Source organism: Diaphorobacter sp. HDW4B (assembly GCF_011305535.1).
Lineage (GTDB): Bacteria > Pseudomonadota > Gammaproteobacteria > Burkholderiales > Burkholderiaceae_C > Diaphorobacter_A.
Genome location: NZ_CP049905.1, coordinates 1,590,822 through 1,605,428, shown reverse-complemented (window position 1 = coordinate 1,605,428; position 14,607 = coordinate 1,590,822). Strand labels below are relative to the sequence as shown.

Below are 14,607 nucleotides of genomic sequence, written 5' to 3'. Positions count from 1 at the left end.
GCACGGTAGACGGAAGGCCCGGCGTTATGCGTTATTGCTTGGGTCGCGCGGCGATGGCCTTTTCAGCCATGTTCACCAGATCGACACCGATGGTCGGCTTCCACTTGTCGTAGACCGGACGCGTGACCTTCACGAACGCTTCGCGCTGCTCGGGCGTGAGCTGCGTGACCGTCACGCCCATGCCTGCGATGTCTTTCAAGAGCGGCTTGCCTGCTTCGACCAGACCCTTGCGGGCGATGCCGATTTCCTGCTTGCCGGCATCGATGGCGGCCTGGCGCACGATGTCCTGATCGGCCTTGGTCCAGCTGTTCCAGATGTCCTTGTTGACCACGAACACCAGCGGATCGGCCATGTAGCCCCAGGTCGTCACGAACTTCTGGCCGACGGTGTGCAGCTTCAGGATCGTGAACATGAACAGCGGATTTTCCTGACCATCGACCGCGCCGCTGGAGAGCGCGGGCTGCGCATCGGCCCAGCTCATCTGCGTAGGGTTGGCGCCCATGGCGGTGAACATGTCGGTGAAGATCGGCGAGCCGACGACGCGGATCTTCATGCCCTTGAGGTCTTCGGGCTTGCTGATCGCGTGCTTGGAATTGGTCAGTTCGCGGTAGCCGTTCTCGCCCCAGGCGAGTGGCTGCACGCCGGATTTTTCCAGCGTCTTGAAGACTTCCTTGCCGACTTCGCCTTGGGTGAGCGCATCGACGGCGGCGTAGTCAGGCATCAGGAACGGCAGCGAGAACAGGTTCAGCGACTTGACCTGCGGCGACCAGTTGATGGTCGAGCCGACCGCCATGTCGATCACGCCTTGGCGCAGCGCGCTGAACTCGCGCGTCTGGTCGCCCTGAATCAGCGACACGCCGGGGTACAGCTTGATGTTGATGCGACCCTGCGTGCGTTGCTTGACCAGATCGGACCAGATCTGACCGGCCATGCCCCAGGGCGATGGGGGGCCGAGCACCAGCGACAGGCGGTACTCGCTCTTGTAGGCTTGCTGTGCGAGTGCCACCGAGGGCGACAGCGCAAGGGCTGCTGCGGCAGCTGCCGTGGCGGTCAGAAAGGTGCGAAGCTTCATGGGTTGTCTCCTCGTTGGATGGTGGGGGAAAAATCAGTGCTTGTACTTGTCTCAGTAGCCCAGATACTTGGGCAACCAGAGTGCGAGTTGCGGGAAGGCGATCACGGCGATCATCACCAGGAACATGGCGAACAGCATCGGGCCGACCCAGCGCACGGTGGATTCCATGCGCACCTTGGCGATGCGGCACGAGACCATCAGGTTCACGGCCAGCGGCGGTGTGAACTGGCCGAGCGCGACCTTCAAGGTCAGGATCACGCCGAACCAGACGGGGTCCCATTTGTAGTGGTTCATCACGGGCAGCAGGAGCGGCACGAAGATCAGGAAGATTGACACGCCGTCCAGGAACATGCCGACGGTGATGAGCAGAAGAATCAACAGCGCCATCACGCCGTATTCGCCGAGGCCCGAATGCACGATGGCGTTGGCCACCGGGTCGATCACGCCGAGTGTCGAGAGCGAGAACGCGAAGATGCCCGCGAGCGAGACGACCAGCAGAATCACGGCGGACAGCTCGCCCGCTTCGCGCAGAATCACGAACAGATCGCGCACCTTGATCGTGCGGTAGATGACCATGCCGACGAACAGACCGTAGAACACGGCGACCACGGCGGCTTCGGTGGGCGTGAACCAGCCCGCGCGCATGCCGCCGAGAATCAGCACCGGCGCAGCCAGGCCCCAGGATGCTTCACGCAGACTCTTCCAGAACGGCGGGCGTGGCAGCGAAGATTCGAGGTGCCCCATCTTGTGCTTGCGCGCCATCCACACGGCCGGGAAGATCAGCGCAATGCCTGCGAGCACACCGGGAATCATGCCGGCCGCAAACAGCGCAGGCACGGATGCACCGGGCACCAGCACCGAGTAGATGATGAAGGCGACCGATGGCGGAATCAGAATGTCGGTGGCAGCGGCTGCGCCGACGACCGAGGCGGAGAAGCTCGCCGGATAGCCCGCGCGGTTCATCGCCGCGATCATCACGGCACCAACGGCTGCGGCGTTCGCCGGGCCGGAGCCCGAGATGCCGCCCAGAAACATGGCCACCGAAATGGCAACCAGCGGCAGCATGCCGGGGCCGCGTCCGACGATGGCGACGGCAAAGTTCACAAGTCGCAAGGCCACGCCCGAACGGTCGAAGATCGATCCTACGAGCACGAACATCGGAATCGCGAGCAACGGATATTTGCCCAGACCTGCGTAGAAATTCTGCGGCACGGCCATGAGGCCAAACCATTGCGTTTCCTGATTCGCGAGCGCAATCGCGGCGGCACCGGCCAAGCCGAGTGCCGCGCCGATGGGCACGCCCACCAGCATCAGCACGATGAAGGCAACAAACAGCAGGGTGGCAATCATGGCTGCTTGCCTCCTGCTGCGGGGGCGTCGGACTCGGTGTTGTCGGTGAGGTATTCGATATCCGACTGGCGTGAGCGGCGGATGAACAGGCCGATGGCGCGCAGCGCAATCGCGATCGAGAGAATCGGCAGCCACATCGTGTACCACCACACCGGCACGCCGATGCCGGGCGAGGTTTCCTCGAAGCGGTAGTCGTCGTACAGCGTGCGGATGCTGAGCACGGCGATCAGCGTGAACAGCAGCGCAACCATGATGGCGCCGAGTTGGGCGAGCTTGCGGCGGCGGTTGGCGGAGCCGCTCTCCGAGAAGAATTCGATGCGGATGTGGCGGTCACGCGCCACGGCGGCAGAGCCCGCCACCAGTGCGAGCACGATCATCAGAAAGACGGAGATCTCTTCGGTCCACGCAAACGAGGAACTGGTGAAGTAACGCACGATCACGTTGGCGAAGGTGATCAGCGCGAGCGCCGCCATCACGATGACGGTGAGCCAGTCTTCAATGCACAGTGAACGGGGTTCGTCGGGAGCGGAAGAGGAGGGGGGGGGCGTTGGATCCGGTGCGGACGGTTGGTCCGACTCGGCGGGAGATTGGAGGGACATCTGAAAAGGCGGGAGCAAAGATACAACAACAAACGGGTGGATGCCAACGCCTTGCCCGACCATGTTGTGCATGAGGGGCCGCGTCATGCGCGCGAGTGAAATTCATTTTGCCCCTGAAGCCCCAGAGGGAATGTCGGGGTGTTCCCCGAGTCGGATGGGAAAAAGAATGCTGCACTGCAGCATCGAAGATTGCGAGCCGACGTGCATGGATCGCCTTGGCGATCAGCCGGACGCGGATAATGCCTGCCATGGAAACCAAGTGGCTTGAGGACTTTGTCAGCCTCGCAGAAACCCGCAGCTTCAGCCGTTCGGCGCAATTGCGCCATGTGACGCAACCCGCTTTCTCGCGCCGCATTCAGGCGCTGGAGGCGTGGGCGGGCACTGATCTGGTCGATCGCAGTTCATACCCCACGCGGCTGACGGCTGCCGGAAAGACGCTCTACGATCAGGCGCTGGAAATGCTGCAGGCGCTGCAGAACACCCGCGCCATGCTGCGCGCGCACACGACCACCGGCAAGGACATGATCGTCTTTGCCGTGCCGCACACGCTGGCTTTCACCTTCTTTCCCGCGTGGCTGACCAAGCTGCGCACCGAGTTCGGCCCGATCAAGACACGGCTGCTGGCGCTCAATGTGCACGACGCGGTGATGCGGCTGATCGAAGGCGGCAGCGACTTGCTGATTGCCTACTTTCATCCATCGCAGCCCATTCAACTCGATGCCGATCGCTACGAGATGGTGAGCCTGGGCCAGGAAATCCTCGCGCCGTATTGCAAGCCCGATGCGGACGGCAGGCCGCTGTTCAGCCTGCCGGGCAAACCGGGCCAGCCGCTTCCTTATCTGGGTTATGCGCCGGGTGCTTATCTGAGCCGCGTGACCGATCTGATCCTCAAGGAAGCTGCGACCACGATCCACCTGGATCGCGTCTACGAAACCGACATGGCCGAAGGCTTGAAGGCCATGGCGCTCGAAGGCCATGGCGTGGCCTTTCTGCCGCACAGCGCGGTGAAGAAAGAGCTGCGCGCAGGCAAGCTGGTGAGCGCGGCTCCCGCAGATGCAGTGCACCTTCAGATGGCCATGGAGGTTCGCGCGTATCGCGAAAAACCCAACGCGAAGGAAGTAGGGAACACCCTTGCTCAGTCGCTCTGGACCTACTTGCAATCGCAGCCGGATGTAGCCTCCGTCGAGGATTGAAGGCGCAGACCCCAATGTGGTCATTCCATGATTTGATTGCATAGTTTCCTGCAGCAATTAGCATTGGCGTTCGATGATTCGGCTGGATACATTCGCTGAACTTTTTTGACGACTGCCACACAACGGCAGGTTGTCTTCATCGGCAGTCCGCGTGCAACAGCTGAGTGAGCGAAACCCGCTCCAAGGCTCACGCGCTGCCTCGTTCTCGCAAGCAAGGAGCGCTGTCAGATCATGAGAATCACTCTCCGCCGGGCATTCGTGTGCCTGGGTGCTCTTTTTGCGTTCTCCACTTCCATCACCGCGCAGGCCGAAGGCGTGCTCGATCGCATCGCCAAGGGCGGCACGCTGGTGATTGCGCACCGCGAAGCGTCGATCCCTTTTTCTTATGTGCATGACGGCAAGCCCATGGGCTATGCACTGGATTTGTGCCTGCGTCTGGCCGAGCAAGTGCGCAAGCAGACCGGCGCGAAGCTCATGCCGGTGCAACTGATGGCGGTGACGCCAGCCAATCGCGTGGAGATGGTCAAGACCGGCAAGGCCGATCTGGAGTGCGGCTCGACCACCAACAACGCGTCACGTCGCAAGGATGTGGACTTCACCGTGGCCCACTTCATCACCGGTGCGCGCATTCTGGTGCGTGCTGACAGCAAGATCGGCAGCGTGGACGATCTGAAAAAGATGAAGGTGGTCTCCACCAAGGGCACGACACCGCTGGCCGCACTGGAGCAGATGAACCGGGCACGCTACTTGCACATGGACATCCTGACTGCATCGGACCATGCCGCTGCGTTCGAGATGGTGCAAAAAGGGCAGGCAGATGCTTTCGTGATGGACGACGTGCTGCTCGCCGGCCTGGCCGCCAGCAGCAAGGACCCCAAGGGGGTGAAGATCGTCGGGCGTTTTCTGACGACCGAGCCGCTGGCGATCATGCTGCCCAAGGATGATGTGGCATTCAAGAAGCTGGTGGACGACGAGATGCGCAGGATGATCAAGACAGGCGAGATCAACGCCTTGTACGACAAGTGGTTCACCCAACCGATTCCGTCCGCTCAGCATTCGCTGAACCTGCCGGCCAGCTATTTGTTGAAGGACTTCTGGAAATACCCTACAGATCAGCTTCCCGGTTGATGGTGCAATCCCAGACAAGAGTTTTACGAGAGTTTGAAAACAAAGATTTACGATTGACGGGTATTGCCCCGACTTTCAAAGCACGTTGTATTCAATATCCTCGGTTTTTTCGCTTCATTTGCAAGGAGATTCTATGAAGAAGCATTTGTTGGTCGCTGCTATTTCTGTGTTGGCTGCGGGTACCGTCATGGCCCAAGCCAACGACACACTGGCAAAGATCAAATCTTCGGGCGCCGTGACTCTGGGCGTGCGTGAGTCTTCGGGCTTGGGCTATACCCTTGGCAATGGCAAATATGTGGGCTTTCACACAGAGATGGGTGAAATCATCCTGCGTGACATCCAGAAGCAATTGAAGCTGGAACAGTTGGCCGTCAACTACCAACCACTGACATCGCAAAACCGCATTCCTCTGGTGCAAAACGGCACCGTGGACATCGAGTGCGGCTCCACCACCAACAACCAGGCACGCCAAAAGGATGCCGCTTTCGCCTACACCACCTACGTGGAAGAAGTGCGCATTGCTGTGAAGGCCAAGTCCGGCATCAAGGACATCAAGGACCTGGCTGGCAAGACACTGGTGACCACCACCGGCACCACGTCGGTGCAGACACTGCGCAAGAACAAGCGTGCCGAGAAGCTGGACTTCAAGGAAGTCATGGGCAAGGACCACGCCGACTCCTTCCTGATGCTGGAGTCCGACCGTGCCGACGCTTTCGTCATGGACGGCTCGATTCTGGCCGCCAACATCTCCAAGTCCAAGAACCCTGCAGACTTCAAGATCGTCGGCCCCGTGCTGTCGGTGGAACCCATTGCCTGCATGCTGCGCAAGGATGACCCTGAGTTCCTGAAGGCCGTGAATGCCTCCATCGCTCGTCAGATCAAGGATGGCTCGCTCGCCAAGCTGTATGACAAGTGGTTCATGCAACCGATTCCTCCCAACAACGTGAAGGTGGGCCTGCCGCTGACGGCTGCCACCAAGGACGCTTGGAAGAATCTGAACATGAAGCCAATGGAAGAGTACACGCTCAAGTAATCTTCCCGCGTTGATCGCGCGCCCCTTCGCACTAGGGTCAATCCTAGATATGAAGGGGCTTTTTTGTTGCGATAAATGATGACTATGAATTTATCGTGAGTCGCGTATGAAGAATGAAGAGGTGCTCGTATGAGTTGGGACTGGCAGGTGTTCTGTCAAGACACCATAACCCAAGAGGTCGGGCAAAGCTGTTTTGGAAAAAACGGCGATATCACTTACCTGAACTGGTTGTTGTCCGCCTGGGGCTGGACATTGTCTGTGGCGCTGTTGGCGCTGGTCATCGCCCTGATCGTTGGCTCGGTCATCGGCACGCTCAGGACCTTGCCTGACAGGCCGTGGGTCGTCGGGCTGGGGAATGCCTGGGTGGAGTTGTTCCGCAACATTCCGCTGCTGGTGCAGGTGTTCGTCTGGTATCACGTCATACCGTCGATATTCCCGGTCATGAAGGGTGTGGATGGCTTTGTGCTGGTGGTGATCGCCATCGGTCTGTTCACGTCGGCGCGGATTGCCGAGCAGGTGCGCTCAGGCATTCAAGCCTTGCCCCGTGGCCAGCGCTATGCCGGCATGGCGATGGGCTTCACCACGTATCAGACCTACCGCTATGTGCTGCTGCCCATGGCCTATCGCATCATCATGCCGCCGCTGACCAGCGAGGCGATGAATGTGTTCAAGAACTCGTCGGTGGCGTTCGCGGTCTCGGTCGCCGAACTCACCATGTTTGCCATGCAGGCGCAGGAAGAAACCGCGCGTGGCGTGGAAATCTATCTGGCCGTCACTGCGTGCTATGTGTTCTCTGCCTTGGTCATCAACCGCATCATGGCGTTCATCGAAAAGCGCACCCGGGTGCCGGGAATGATTGCGGCAAGCGGAGGAGGTCACTGATATGAATCTCCAAATCGACTGGTCATTTTTCTCGTCGGATCTTTTCGTCAACTATGTCTGGAAAGGTCTGCAGTACAGCTTGCTGCTGACGGTGATTGCCACCCTGGGCGGTATCTTCTTCGGCACCTTGCTGGCGCTCATGCGCCTGTCAGGCAAGAAGGCGCTTGAGGTGCCGGCCACCATCTACGTGAACGGCATGCGTTCGATTCCGTTGGTGATGGTGATCCTGTGGTTCTTCCTGCTGGTGCCGATGATCATCGGCAAACCCATCGGCGCAGAGTCTTCGGCCATCATCACCTTCGTGGCGTTTGAAGCCGCTTACTTCAGCGAGATCATGCGTGCAGGCATTCAGTCCATTCCGCGTGGACAGGTGTTTGCAGGTCAGGCGCTGGGCATGAGCTACGGCCAGAACATGCGACTGGTGGTTCTGCCACAAGCCTTCCGCAACATGCTGCCCGTGCTGCTCACGCAGACCATCATCCTGTTCCAGGACACTTCGCTGGTCTACGCGATTGGTGCTTACGACATGCTCAAGGGCTTTGACATCGCCGGCAAGAACTTCGGTCGCCCGGTGGAAGCCTATCTTGCTGCGGCCGTGACCTATTTTGTGCTGTGCTACGCGCTCTCGTGGTTCGTCAAGCGCCTGCACAAGAAGATCGCCATCATCCGCTAATGCTGCACGATCAAAGGAATTGCAATGATTGAAATGAAGAACGTTTCCAAGTGGTACGGCAGCTTTCAGGTGCTGACCGATTGCTCCACAAGCATCAACAAGGGCGAAGTCGTTGTTGTCTGCGGCCCGTCGGGCTCCGGCAAGTCCACGCTCATCAAGACCATCAACGCGCTGGAGCCCTTCCAGAAGGGCGAGATCTTTGTCGACGGCGTGGCGGTGCACGACAAGAACACCAACCTGCCCAAGCTGCGCAGCCGCGTGGGCATGGTGTTCCAGCACTTCGAACTGTTCCCGCATCTGTCGGTGACCGAGAACCTCACCATCGCCCAGATGAAGGTGCTCGGCCGCAGCGCAGATGAATCCAAGAAGCGTGGCCTGAAGATGCTCGACCGCGTGGGCCTGTCCGCACACAAGGACAAGTTCCCCGGCCAGCTCTCCGGCGGTCAGCAGCAGCGCGTGGCGATTGCTCGCGCGCTGTCGATGGACCCGATCGTGATGCTGTTCGACGAACCCACCTCCGCGCTCGACCCTGAAATGGTCGGCGAAGTGCTGGACGTGATGATTGGTCTCGCCAACGAAGGCATGACCATGATGTGCGTGACCCACGAAATGGGTTTTGCGCGCAAGGTGTCGAGCCGCGTGATCTTCATGGATGTGGGCGGCAAGATTCTCGAAGATTGCTCGCGCGACGAGTTCTTCGGCAATCCAGATGCCCGTCAGCCACGCACCAAAGAATTCCTGAACAAAATCCTGCAGCACTGATCTTCGTTTTGGCTTTTCCAAGCAAAAAGGACATCTTCGTGATGTCCTTTTTTGTTTGTGCTTCTTGTTTTTACGAAGCCTTTCGGCTTCGATTGGTGAATCGTTTTGAGGCGGCAATATCGCCCTTGATACTTTGTTGCAGAGCCTTGCCGTACGGGAGTACTGTCTTCGTCTCTGCGTCGCGTCTCAAGGGCGATCTTGCCGTTGTGGCCAAGGCTTGTATGCCTTGTGCGCTGCGTAGCTTGCTGTGACGAATTCGGCTTGAGCTTAAGCTTCAGTGTGGCGTTGGTGCTTTACCTTGCAAGCAGCATCTTGGCTGCTTCTGCAAAACCTGCACCGCGCTCGCCGTTGGTCACATACTTCGGAAAATCCTTGAGCTGCGGAACAAAGCGGGCGATGTTGGCGACGCCGATGCTGTTCTTGAAGGTCGTGAACATCAGTTGGTCGTTGGTCGAATCGCCGACGTAGGCCCAGTGATCCATCTCCTGATCGAGGTCGCGGTTGAACAGCTCGCGCACGATCCAGCGTGCGCCTTCGAGCTTGTTGTGATCGCCGAACCAGCCGTTGATGTGGATGCTGCTCACCGTGGCGTTCATGCCCGCCGCGCGCATGATGGCGACGGCCTGGTCGATGCCCGCTTGCGGCAGGTGGGTGAACTCGCTGTGGTCGATGGCGATGTCGGTTTCGCGGCCATGGGAGTCGGTGGCGAGCATTGCGCCCGGCACTTCGCGCACGATCTGCTGCGCGACTTCCTGCATGCGCGCGTAGTTCGTTGTACGCGTGGCCTCGTCCTGCTGGTAGATCTTGTGGATCTGTCCAGTCTTGCTGCCATCACCGCGAAACGCCACGGACCCGTTCTCCGCCACGATGGCATCCACCGGCCACTGCGACGCAAACGGCTCGCTCCAGCCGATCGGGCGACCGGTGATGGGAATCACGTGCAAGCCAGCGCTCTTGAGCGCAGCAAGCGCCTCCAGCGCGTCCTGCGTGATCGCGCCGTCGGTGGTGAGGGTGTCGTCGATGTCGGTGAAGATGCCGTGCAGTTGCGCGCGGTCATCCTGTGGCCAGTGTGCCAGGGAAAGCATAGTGAGCAATATGGGAGATCGGTACCCGACGGGTACCGATCTCATTGTTTCGCGAATTCGATGATGGCCCGGTAGAACTTGTCCGAGCCATCCTTGGGATTATCCGCGCTCAGCTCCATTCGGTTCACGCCGTGTTCCGATGCACCTTTGAAACGCTGCGGAATGATCGAAAAATAATACGGTGAAATGAAGCGCGCACCAGCCTTCAGGTGCGACTGCATCGCGGCCAGATGTTCGCCATCGCGCTTCCACTGCTGGGGGTTGAATTCAGGCACGCCATAGTCGGCGATCTTGCGCTGCGCGATGAAGAACTGCATCCAGGGGCTGTTGGTGGAGCCGCCATACATGTTGAGGCCTTGCTTCCAGGGCGTATTGCCGTTGAGCGTGGTGTCTGCCGCGAACAATTGGTGGTTCCACGATGAGTTCACGTTGGGCACGATCTGGTGCGAGTAGAGCTTGTCTGCGGACAGACCTGCTTTAAGAGCACGGTCGTAGAACGCCTGGAGGAAGCCATAGACCTGCGTGGCGCGGTATGCGTTCCAGTCGCGCGCAAGCGGGTTGTAGTAGACATCCTGCAGCGGCTTCGGGGTGTCCATGTAGGTGCGGATGCCCGACAGCACACGTTCTGACGATGGCAGATTCTTGAGCCCTGCAGGCGCGCGCGTGCCGATGCGCGATTGGTCGCGTGGAACGACCACGAATTCACGCTCGCCGAACAGCGATTTGCCTTCCGCAGATACTGCGACGACTTGCGCAATGTGCTTGCCAGGCTTGAGACCGCTGTAGTCGTAGTCGATGCGGTAGCCGGTGTTGGCCGACGTGATTTCTTCAACGGCGCGGTAGACATCGAGGCGGTTCAATTGCTGGCTCACTGTGCCGGCACGTTTGCCGTCGACATGGAGCTCCAGGCGCTTGATGACCTGCTTGGGATCCCAGAGCCAGCCACCGATCGGCAGAATGCCATCGGCATAGGCGTCGTAGTGTTCCCCGAAGCTTTGCAGCGGTTCCTTGCGGATGTCCTTGGATGGCGCGGGGATGGCGTCGAAGCTCGCATACTGCAGCCCGGTGCGCTTCGCGAGCTCATCGGTCGTCTGGTACTTGTTCTTCAGCCAGTTTCGGAAACCGGCAACCGACGCGGGGCTGTAGTCGGTGACTTGTACATCCAGCTTGAGTCCCATGCCATTTTCAAAATCCGGGAACATATGGTGCAGCTCCCCCAGCAGGTTGACCGCAACGATGCGATCCTGCGCGTCTTTTGGCAGAGTCTGCAGTTTCTTGGCAAGGTATTCCAACGCCTCGAAACGGTACTTGTTGACAGGAATCGCTGGGTCGGTCGAGAGCGTGTAGGGCAGGATGTCGTAGCCGAAGTAGCCCAACTGCGGCGGCTTGCCATCACGGAGCCACATCAGGTTGCTCGGATCCTTGGCAAGCTCTTTGGGTAACGGGCCAACAGTGTCGAAGTGATCGGCAGCCAGATAGATCACGACAGGGCGCTTGATTTCACGGATGAGCTGTAGCGACGCATTTACACGATCCGCGTCGATCTGCCACTCACCGCTACCGCTCTTCTGGTACAGCCCAAGCAACTGCAAGGTCAAGGTGTAGCCCACCTGCACATCCCCCTTGGGGCCGTCAGGCTCGAGCGTGTCGAGCAACGCATTGACGGCAGCCGAGGCGACTTCCCCGCGCTTGACACACGCGGCCTCTGCCTGAATGTGGGTGGCGATGTGCTGCGTGTCTGCGGTCGCAGAGGCACACACGAGCATGCCTTCGATGGTCGGCGCAATGACAAGCGGATGTTTGCGCGTTTCACCTGCAGAAGCGCCACCACTCTGGGCCAGTGCCACTTGGGTGAAAAGTGACATCACGAGCAAGCTGAGTGCTGGGCGGATACGGCTGTCTGTCAGGGACATGCAGGTGCTAAGCATGGATGAAGTTCAAATATCCAGATTGGTGCTGGGCGATCGGGCAGGTGTATGCAAATCATCCAGCGAGTTGCTGAGCGGCTCGGTCGGCACATTGCTCACGTCGTAGTGCATGAATGCAATAAGACATTGAATGCCGATGATGATGGGCAAAGCTGCCAACATGACGGTTCCGCTTGAAGCTGTCTGGTTGTGCGCGTTGCCGGAAATCCAGTGTGCGATCCCGAAAAAGCTGCCACCCAATACCAGCAATGTGCCCATCAGACTGTAGACGGTGCCCACGTTGAAATCGCGCACAAGATAGTTGTAGACGTAGCGCCGCCCCAAACGCGAAAGATGCTTGCGCAGAAACTCGGGCAGGATCTTGCCGATCTTGAGATTGGATTCTTCGTCGGCGTACACCGAATCCATGGGCACGTCCCTGACTACGGCACGCACCGTGTTCAGGCGGAACAGCATGTCGGTTTCAAAAAAGTAGCGGCGCTCCAGTTTGTCGAGGGGCAGCTCTTCCAGTACGTTGGTGCGCACAGCGGTGTAGCCGTTAGTCGGATCCATGCTGTTCCAGTAGCCACAGCTGAGCTTGGTGAGGAAGGACAGCACAGCATTGCCGAACAAGCGAACGGGCGGCATGTCTTGGACGGATTCAGGGCGAAAGAACCGATTGCCCTTGGTGTAGTCGGCCTGCTTGCGCAGCAGCGGGCGAACGAATTGAGGCAACAAGGCTGGATTCATCTGACCGTCGCCATCGATCTTCACGACGATGTCCATCTTGTCCGCAATCGCAGCCTTGTAGGCGGTGACGATCGCGCCACCAACGCCGCGGTTTTCCGGGTTGTAGAGCACACGTACACGCGGGTCGGTGTTGTGCTCTTCGATGAATTTGCCGCTATGGTTGGGGCACGCGTCGTCGACTGCGTAGATCGCATCCACTTCAGGGCCGATGGCTGCGATGACACCCATTACGTGGTTGGTGACTTTGTAGCAGGGGATGGCGACGGCGATTTTCATGGACTTGTTTCACTTCTCACATTCAGGAGGCGCGCGCCGCGATGGCGATGCCCGCAAGGATCAGTGCGCCTCCAATGATCGTAGGCAACTGTATGCGCTCACCCAAGATAAGCCACCCGAGGCATGGAACAATCAAAAACGCCAAGCCCATGAATGGGTAAGCCAAATGCAACGGCGCATGGCGCAGCACCCAGATCCAGATTAGCGTCGTAATTCCGTAGAGTGCCAATGCCGCAACAAGCCAAGGGTTGAGGACCCAGTGTTGCCAAGTTGCGTCTGCAGGGATTGCTATGGCGGCTTTCTTGAAAAGCAACTGGCCTAGTGAGATGCCAACGACACAAAGGACGGTGATGATGGAGATGAAGAGTGACATGAGTCGCGTGAAGGGTTTGAGCGGGAGTGATTGAGCATTGCAACCGCTCTTCTGGCAAAGATTGTATCTTCGGGGCGCATGTGGGACAGATGCGCCCTTCGGTCATTGAGACGGGATAGTCTGCGACTACGAGTGGCTCATTTCACAACGGTTGGTGTTATCTTCTCTCGGGTCTTTCGTCGTTCCATTACGTAGATGGGCAGAAGCGTCAATGGAAGCGTGAAGAAAGGCAGGAGGTATCGATACTCGCTTGCTATTGAAAAAAAGAAAATTCCCCCGAGTTGCAGAAACATCGGTACGGTCACGAGCAAGATGGGAATCTGCCGCTCTTTGACAGCTTGCGATAGCAGCATGAAAAGCAATGCGAGGCCCAAAAAAGGCGTCCACAGCAAGTAGCGGTACTGATAAGTGAAGTGGTGGAGCCAGTTCAGCTTCTCTTCGATTCTTTGCAGACCAAAGGGATGATAGTTGGAGTTGGAGCCGGAACGCTCAATGACGTTTTGCGCGTATGTCAGTGATGGGATGCTGCCATCTGCCAAGGCAGAGCTCAGAAATACGTTGATGCGGCTGCCCATGAAGTCGGGGATGTTGTGCCAAAGGTTGTAGCGGAAGAATTCGATCACGATGATTTTTCGATCACTCTTCGGCATAGTCATCACGCGCGGGCCATCGGGCTTGAAGTTCAATGTGTCCCAATAGTCAGGGTCGTAATTCTGTGTGTAGACCTCGGTGGGATGATTTCTTGTCAATGCTTCCAATGTTGCCGATGAAATGCGTGGGCTCCATGTCCATTGATTCATGATGCGTGGCTGGAGAAAATTGACGGTTTCGAAAATTGCCAACGGAAAAATAGAGCCATGTGATTGGGGTTTTTTCACCTGAATGGCCAAGGCGAGAAGCGAGCACCAGACGACAAGAATGGCTGCAATCCAATAGCGTGATTTTCTGTCGCAGAGTGGGATCAGGGCAAGAACTGGAAGGATGAAAACAATGCCATTGGGACGAGCGAATGCCGCGACCGGGAGGGCGATTGCCATCATCAGCAGTGAGGTGCGGCTGGCAGTTTTGTTTTTTGCGGTCAGCCAGACTTCAAAGAGTAGGCCAGTGACGGTGATGGCGTAGAAACCATCAGGATACAGAGAATTGACGAAATAGATGAGATGAGGTGCCGCGCAAATGAACAAGAAAAGAAAGACGGCTGTTTTTTTGAGATTTTCGGTCCAGCACCATGAAATTATGCGTGCAAGAATGCTCGTGCAAATTAGCACGATGGTGAGCATTGGTATTTCTATGAGTTGTAGTTTTCTATAGAGCACGCTGACAAAATAATACCAGAATACCGGCTTGCCAGAGGTGTGGTGAAGTGGATCCTTTGCTTCTAACAAAATAGCCAAACTGTCTTCACCGAGAATTCCTGGCCAAAATACAGCCAGCCAAAACCCGTAAATAAGAAAAAGAAAAAGGAATATGCGGGTAAAACTCTTGTTCTTCTTGATGATCATGCTGAATTATGTTTGGACGTAA

General features: G+C 58.0%; 14 protein-coding genes. 6 read left to right on the top strand and 8 right to left on the bottom strand.

Annotated features, from left to right (window positions below; genetic code table 11):
• Positions 1-31 precede the first annotated feature (31 nt).
• The 3 genes from G7048_RS07445 to G7048_RS07435 are packed head-to-tail and all read right to left on the bottom strand — an operon-like array spanning position 32 to position 3,021.
• Positions 32-1,072 (bottom strand): DctP family TRAP transporter solute-binding subunit, encoded by a 1,041-nt coding sequence (locus G7048_RS07445; RefSeq protein ID WP_166067522.1) that lies wholly within the window; start codon positions 1,070-1,072, stop codon positions 32-34.
• A gap of 51 nt (positions 1,073-1,123) precedes the next feature.
• The gene (locus G7048_RS07440; protein WP_166067521.1) at positions 1,124-2,422 is read right to left on the bottom strand and encodes a TRAP transporter large permease; all 1,299 of its coding nucleotides are present in this window, start codon (positions 2,420-2,422) and stop codon (positions 1,124-1,126) included.
• The gene (locus G7048_RS07435; RefSeq protein WP_166067520.1) at positions 2,419-3,021 is read right to left on the bottom strand and encodes a TRAP transporter small permease; all 603 of its coding nucleotides are present in this window, start codon (positions 3,019-3,021) and stop codon (positions 2,419-2,421) included. Before G7048_RS07435 ends, G7048_RS07440 begins: the two co-directional genes overlap by 4 nt.
• 248 nt (positions 3,022-3,269) lie before the next feature.
• Here G7048_RS07435 and G7048_RS07430 point away from each other — a divergent pair, with 248 nt between their 5' ends.
• The 6 genes from G7048_RS07430 to G7048_RS07405 all read left to right on the top strand — a co-directional run bounded on the left by G7048_RS07430 (position 3,270) and on the right by G7048_RS07405 (position 8,692).
• On the top strand, positions 3,270-4,214 hold the full coding sequence (locus G7048_RS07430) for a LysR substrate-binding domain-containing protein (protein WP_205750350.1): 945 nt from the start codon (positions 3,270-3,272) through the stop codon (positions 4,212-4,214).
• Between the two features lie 237 nt (positions 4,215-4,451).
• Entirely contained in the window at positions 4,452-5,342 is an 891-nt protein-coding gene (locus G7048_RS07425; protein WP_240933297.1) for an amino acid ABC transporter substrate-binding protein, read from the top strand.
• Between the two features lie 133 nt (positions 5,343-5,475).
• Entirely contained in the window at positions 5,476-6,375 is a 900-nt protein-coding gene (locus G7048_RS07420; RefSeq protein WP_166067517.1) for a transporter substrate-binding domain-containing protein, read from the top strand.
• A 129-nt stretch (positions 6,376-6,504) separates the two neighbouring features.
• A complete protein-coding gene (locus G7048_RS07415; RefSeq protein WP_166067516.1) occupies positions 6,505-7,257 on the top strand; it encodes an amino acid ABC transporter permease in 753 nt (250 codons plus the stop codon).
• A gap of 1 nt (position 7,258) precedes the next feature.
• On the top strand, positions 7,259-7,930 hold the full coding sequence (locus tag G7048_RS07410; RefSeq protein ID WP_166067515.1) for an amino acid ABC transporter permease: 672 nt from the start codon (positions 7,259-7,261) through the stop codon (positions 7,928-7,930).
• A 24-nt stretch (positions 7,931-7,954) separates the two neighbouring features.
• Entirely contained in the window at positions 7,955-8,692 is a 738-nt protein-coding gene (locus G7048_RS07405) for an amino acid ABC transporter ATP-binding protein (protein ID WP_166067514.1), read from the top strand.
• Positions 8,693-8,985: 293 nt separating this feature from the next.
• Here the strand turns inward: G7048_RS07405 and G7048_RS07400 are convergent, their stop codons facing one another.
• The 5 genes from G7048_RS07400 to G7048_RS07380 all read right to left on the bottom strand — a co-directional run bounded on the left by G7048_RS07400 (position 8,986) and on the right by G7048_RS07380 (position 14,585).
• Positions 8,986-9,777 carry an HAD-IIB family hydrolase gene (locus G7048_RS07400; RefSeq protein ID WP_166067513.1) on the bottom strand — a complete coding sequence of 264 codons (792 nt, stop codon included), beginning with the start codon at positions 9,775-9,777 and terminating at the stop codon, positions 8,986-8,988.
• Between the two features lie 41 nt (positions 9,778-9,818).
• The gene (locus G7048_RS07395) at positions 9,819-11,690 is read right to left on the bottom strand and encodes a hypothetical protein (RefSeq protein WP_240933206.1); all 1,872 of its coding nucleotides are present in this window, start codon (positions 11,688-11,690) and stop codon (positions 9,819-9,821) included.
• A gap of 24 nt (positions 11,691-11,714) precedes the next feature.
• Complete coding sequence (locus G7048_RS07390) at positions 11,715-12,710, bottom strand: glycosyltransferase family 2 protein (RefSeq protein ID WP_166067512.1); 996 nt, start codon at positions 12,708-12,710, stop codon at positions 11,715-11,717.
• Positions 12,711-12,732: 22 nt separating this feature from the next.
• Positions 12,733-13,083 (bottom strand): EamA family transporter, encoded by a 351-nt coding sequence (locus G7048_RS07385; protein WP_166067511.1) that lies wholly within the window; start codon positions 13,081-13,083, stop codon positions 12,733-12,735.
• A 137-nt stretch (positions 13,084-13,220) separates the two neighbouring features.
• Complete coding sequence (locus tag G7048_RS07380; RefSeq protein WP_166067510.1) at positions 13,221-14,585, bottom strand: hypothetical protein; 1,365 nt, start codon at positions 14,583-14,585, stop codon at positions 13,221-13,223.
• Positions 14,586-14,607: the final 22 nt, after the last annotated feature.

Bases quoted from the DNA above. Each gene is read 5' to 3' on its own strand.
- G7048_RS07410 (WP_166067515.1), top strand. From the start codon at position 7,259: ATGAATCTCCAAATCGACTGGTCATTTTTCTCGTCGGATCTTTTCGTC.
- G7048_RS07380 (WP_166067510.1), bottom strand. From the start codon at position 14,585: ATGATCATCAAGAAGAACAAGAGTTTTACCCGCATATTCCTTTTTCTT.
- G7048_RS07435 (WP_166067520.1), bottom strand. From the start codon at position 3,021: ATGTCCCTCCAATCTCCCGCCGAGTCGGACCAACCGTCCGCACCGGAT.
- G7048_RS07430 (WP_205750350.1), top strand. From the start codon at position 3,270: ATGGAAACCAAGTGGCTTGAGGACTTTGTCAGCCTCGCAGAAACCCGC.
- G7048_RS07405 (WP_166067514.1), top strand. From the start codon at position 7,955: ATGATTGAAATGAAGAACGTTTCCAAGTGGTACGGCAGCTTTCAGGTG.
- G7048_RS07390 (WP_166067512.1), bottom strand. From the start codon at position 12,710: ATGAAAATCGCCGTCGCCATCCCCTGCTACAAAGTCACCAACCACGTA.
- G7048_RS07400 (WP_166067513.1), bottom strand. From the start codon at position 9,777: ATGCTTTCCCTGGCACACTGGCCACAGGATGACCGCGCGCAACTGCAC.
- G7048_RS07415 (WP_166067516.1), top strand. From the start codon at position 6,505: ATGAGTTGGGACTGGCAGGTGTTCTGTCAAGACACCATAACCCAAGAG.
- G7048_RS07395 (WP_240933206.1), bottom strand. From the start codon at position 11,690: ATGTCCCTGACAGACAGCCGTATCCGCCCAGCACTCAGCTTGCTCGTG.
- G7048_RS07420 (WP_166067517.1), top strand. From the start codon at position 5,476: ATGAAGAAGCATTTGTTGGTCGCTGCTATTTCTGTGTTGGCTGCGGGT.
- G7048_RS07385 (WP_166067511.1), bottom strand. From the start codon at position 13,083: ATGTCACTCTTCATCTCCATCATCACCGTCCTTTGTGTCGTTGGCATC.
- G7048_RS07440 (WP_166067521.1), bottom strand. From the start codon at position 2,422: ATGATTGCCACCCTGCTGTTTGTTGCCTTCATCGTGCTGATGCTGGTG.
- G7048_RS07445 (WP_166067522.1), bottom strand. From the start codon at position 1,072: ATGAAGCTTCGCACCTTTCTGACCGCCACGGCAGCTGCCGCAGCAGCC.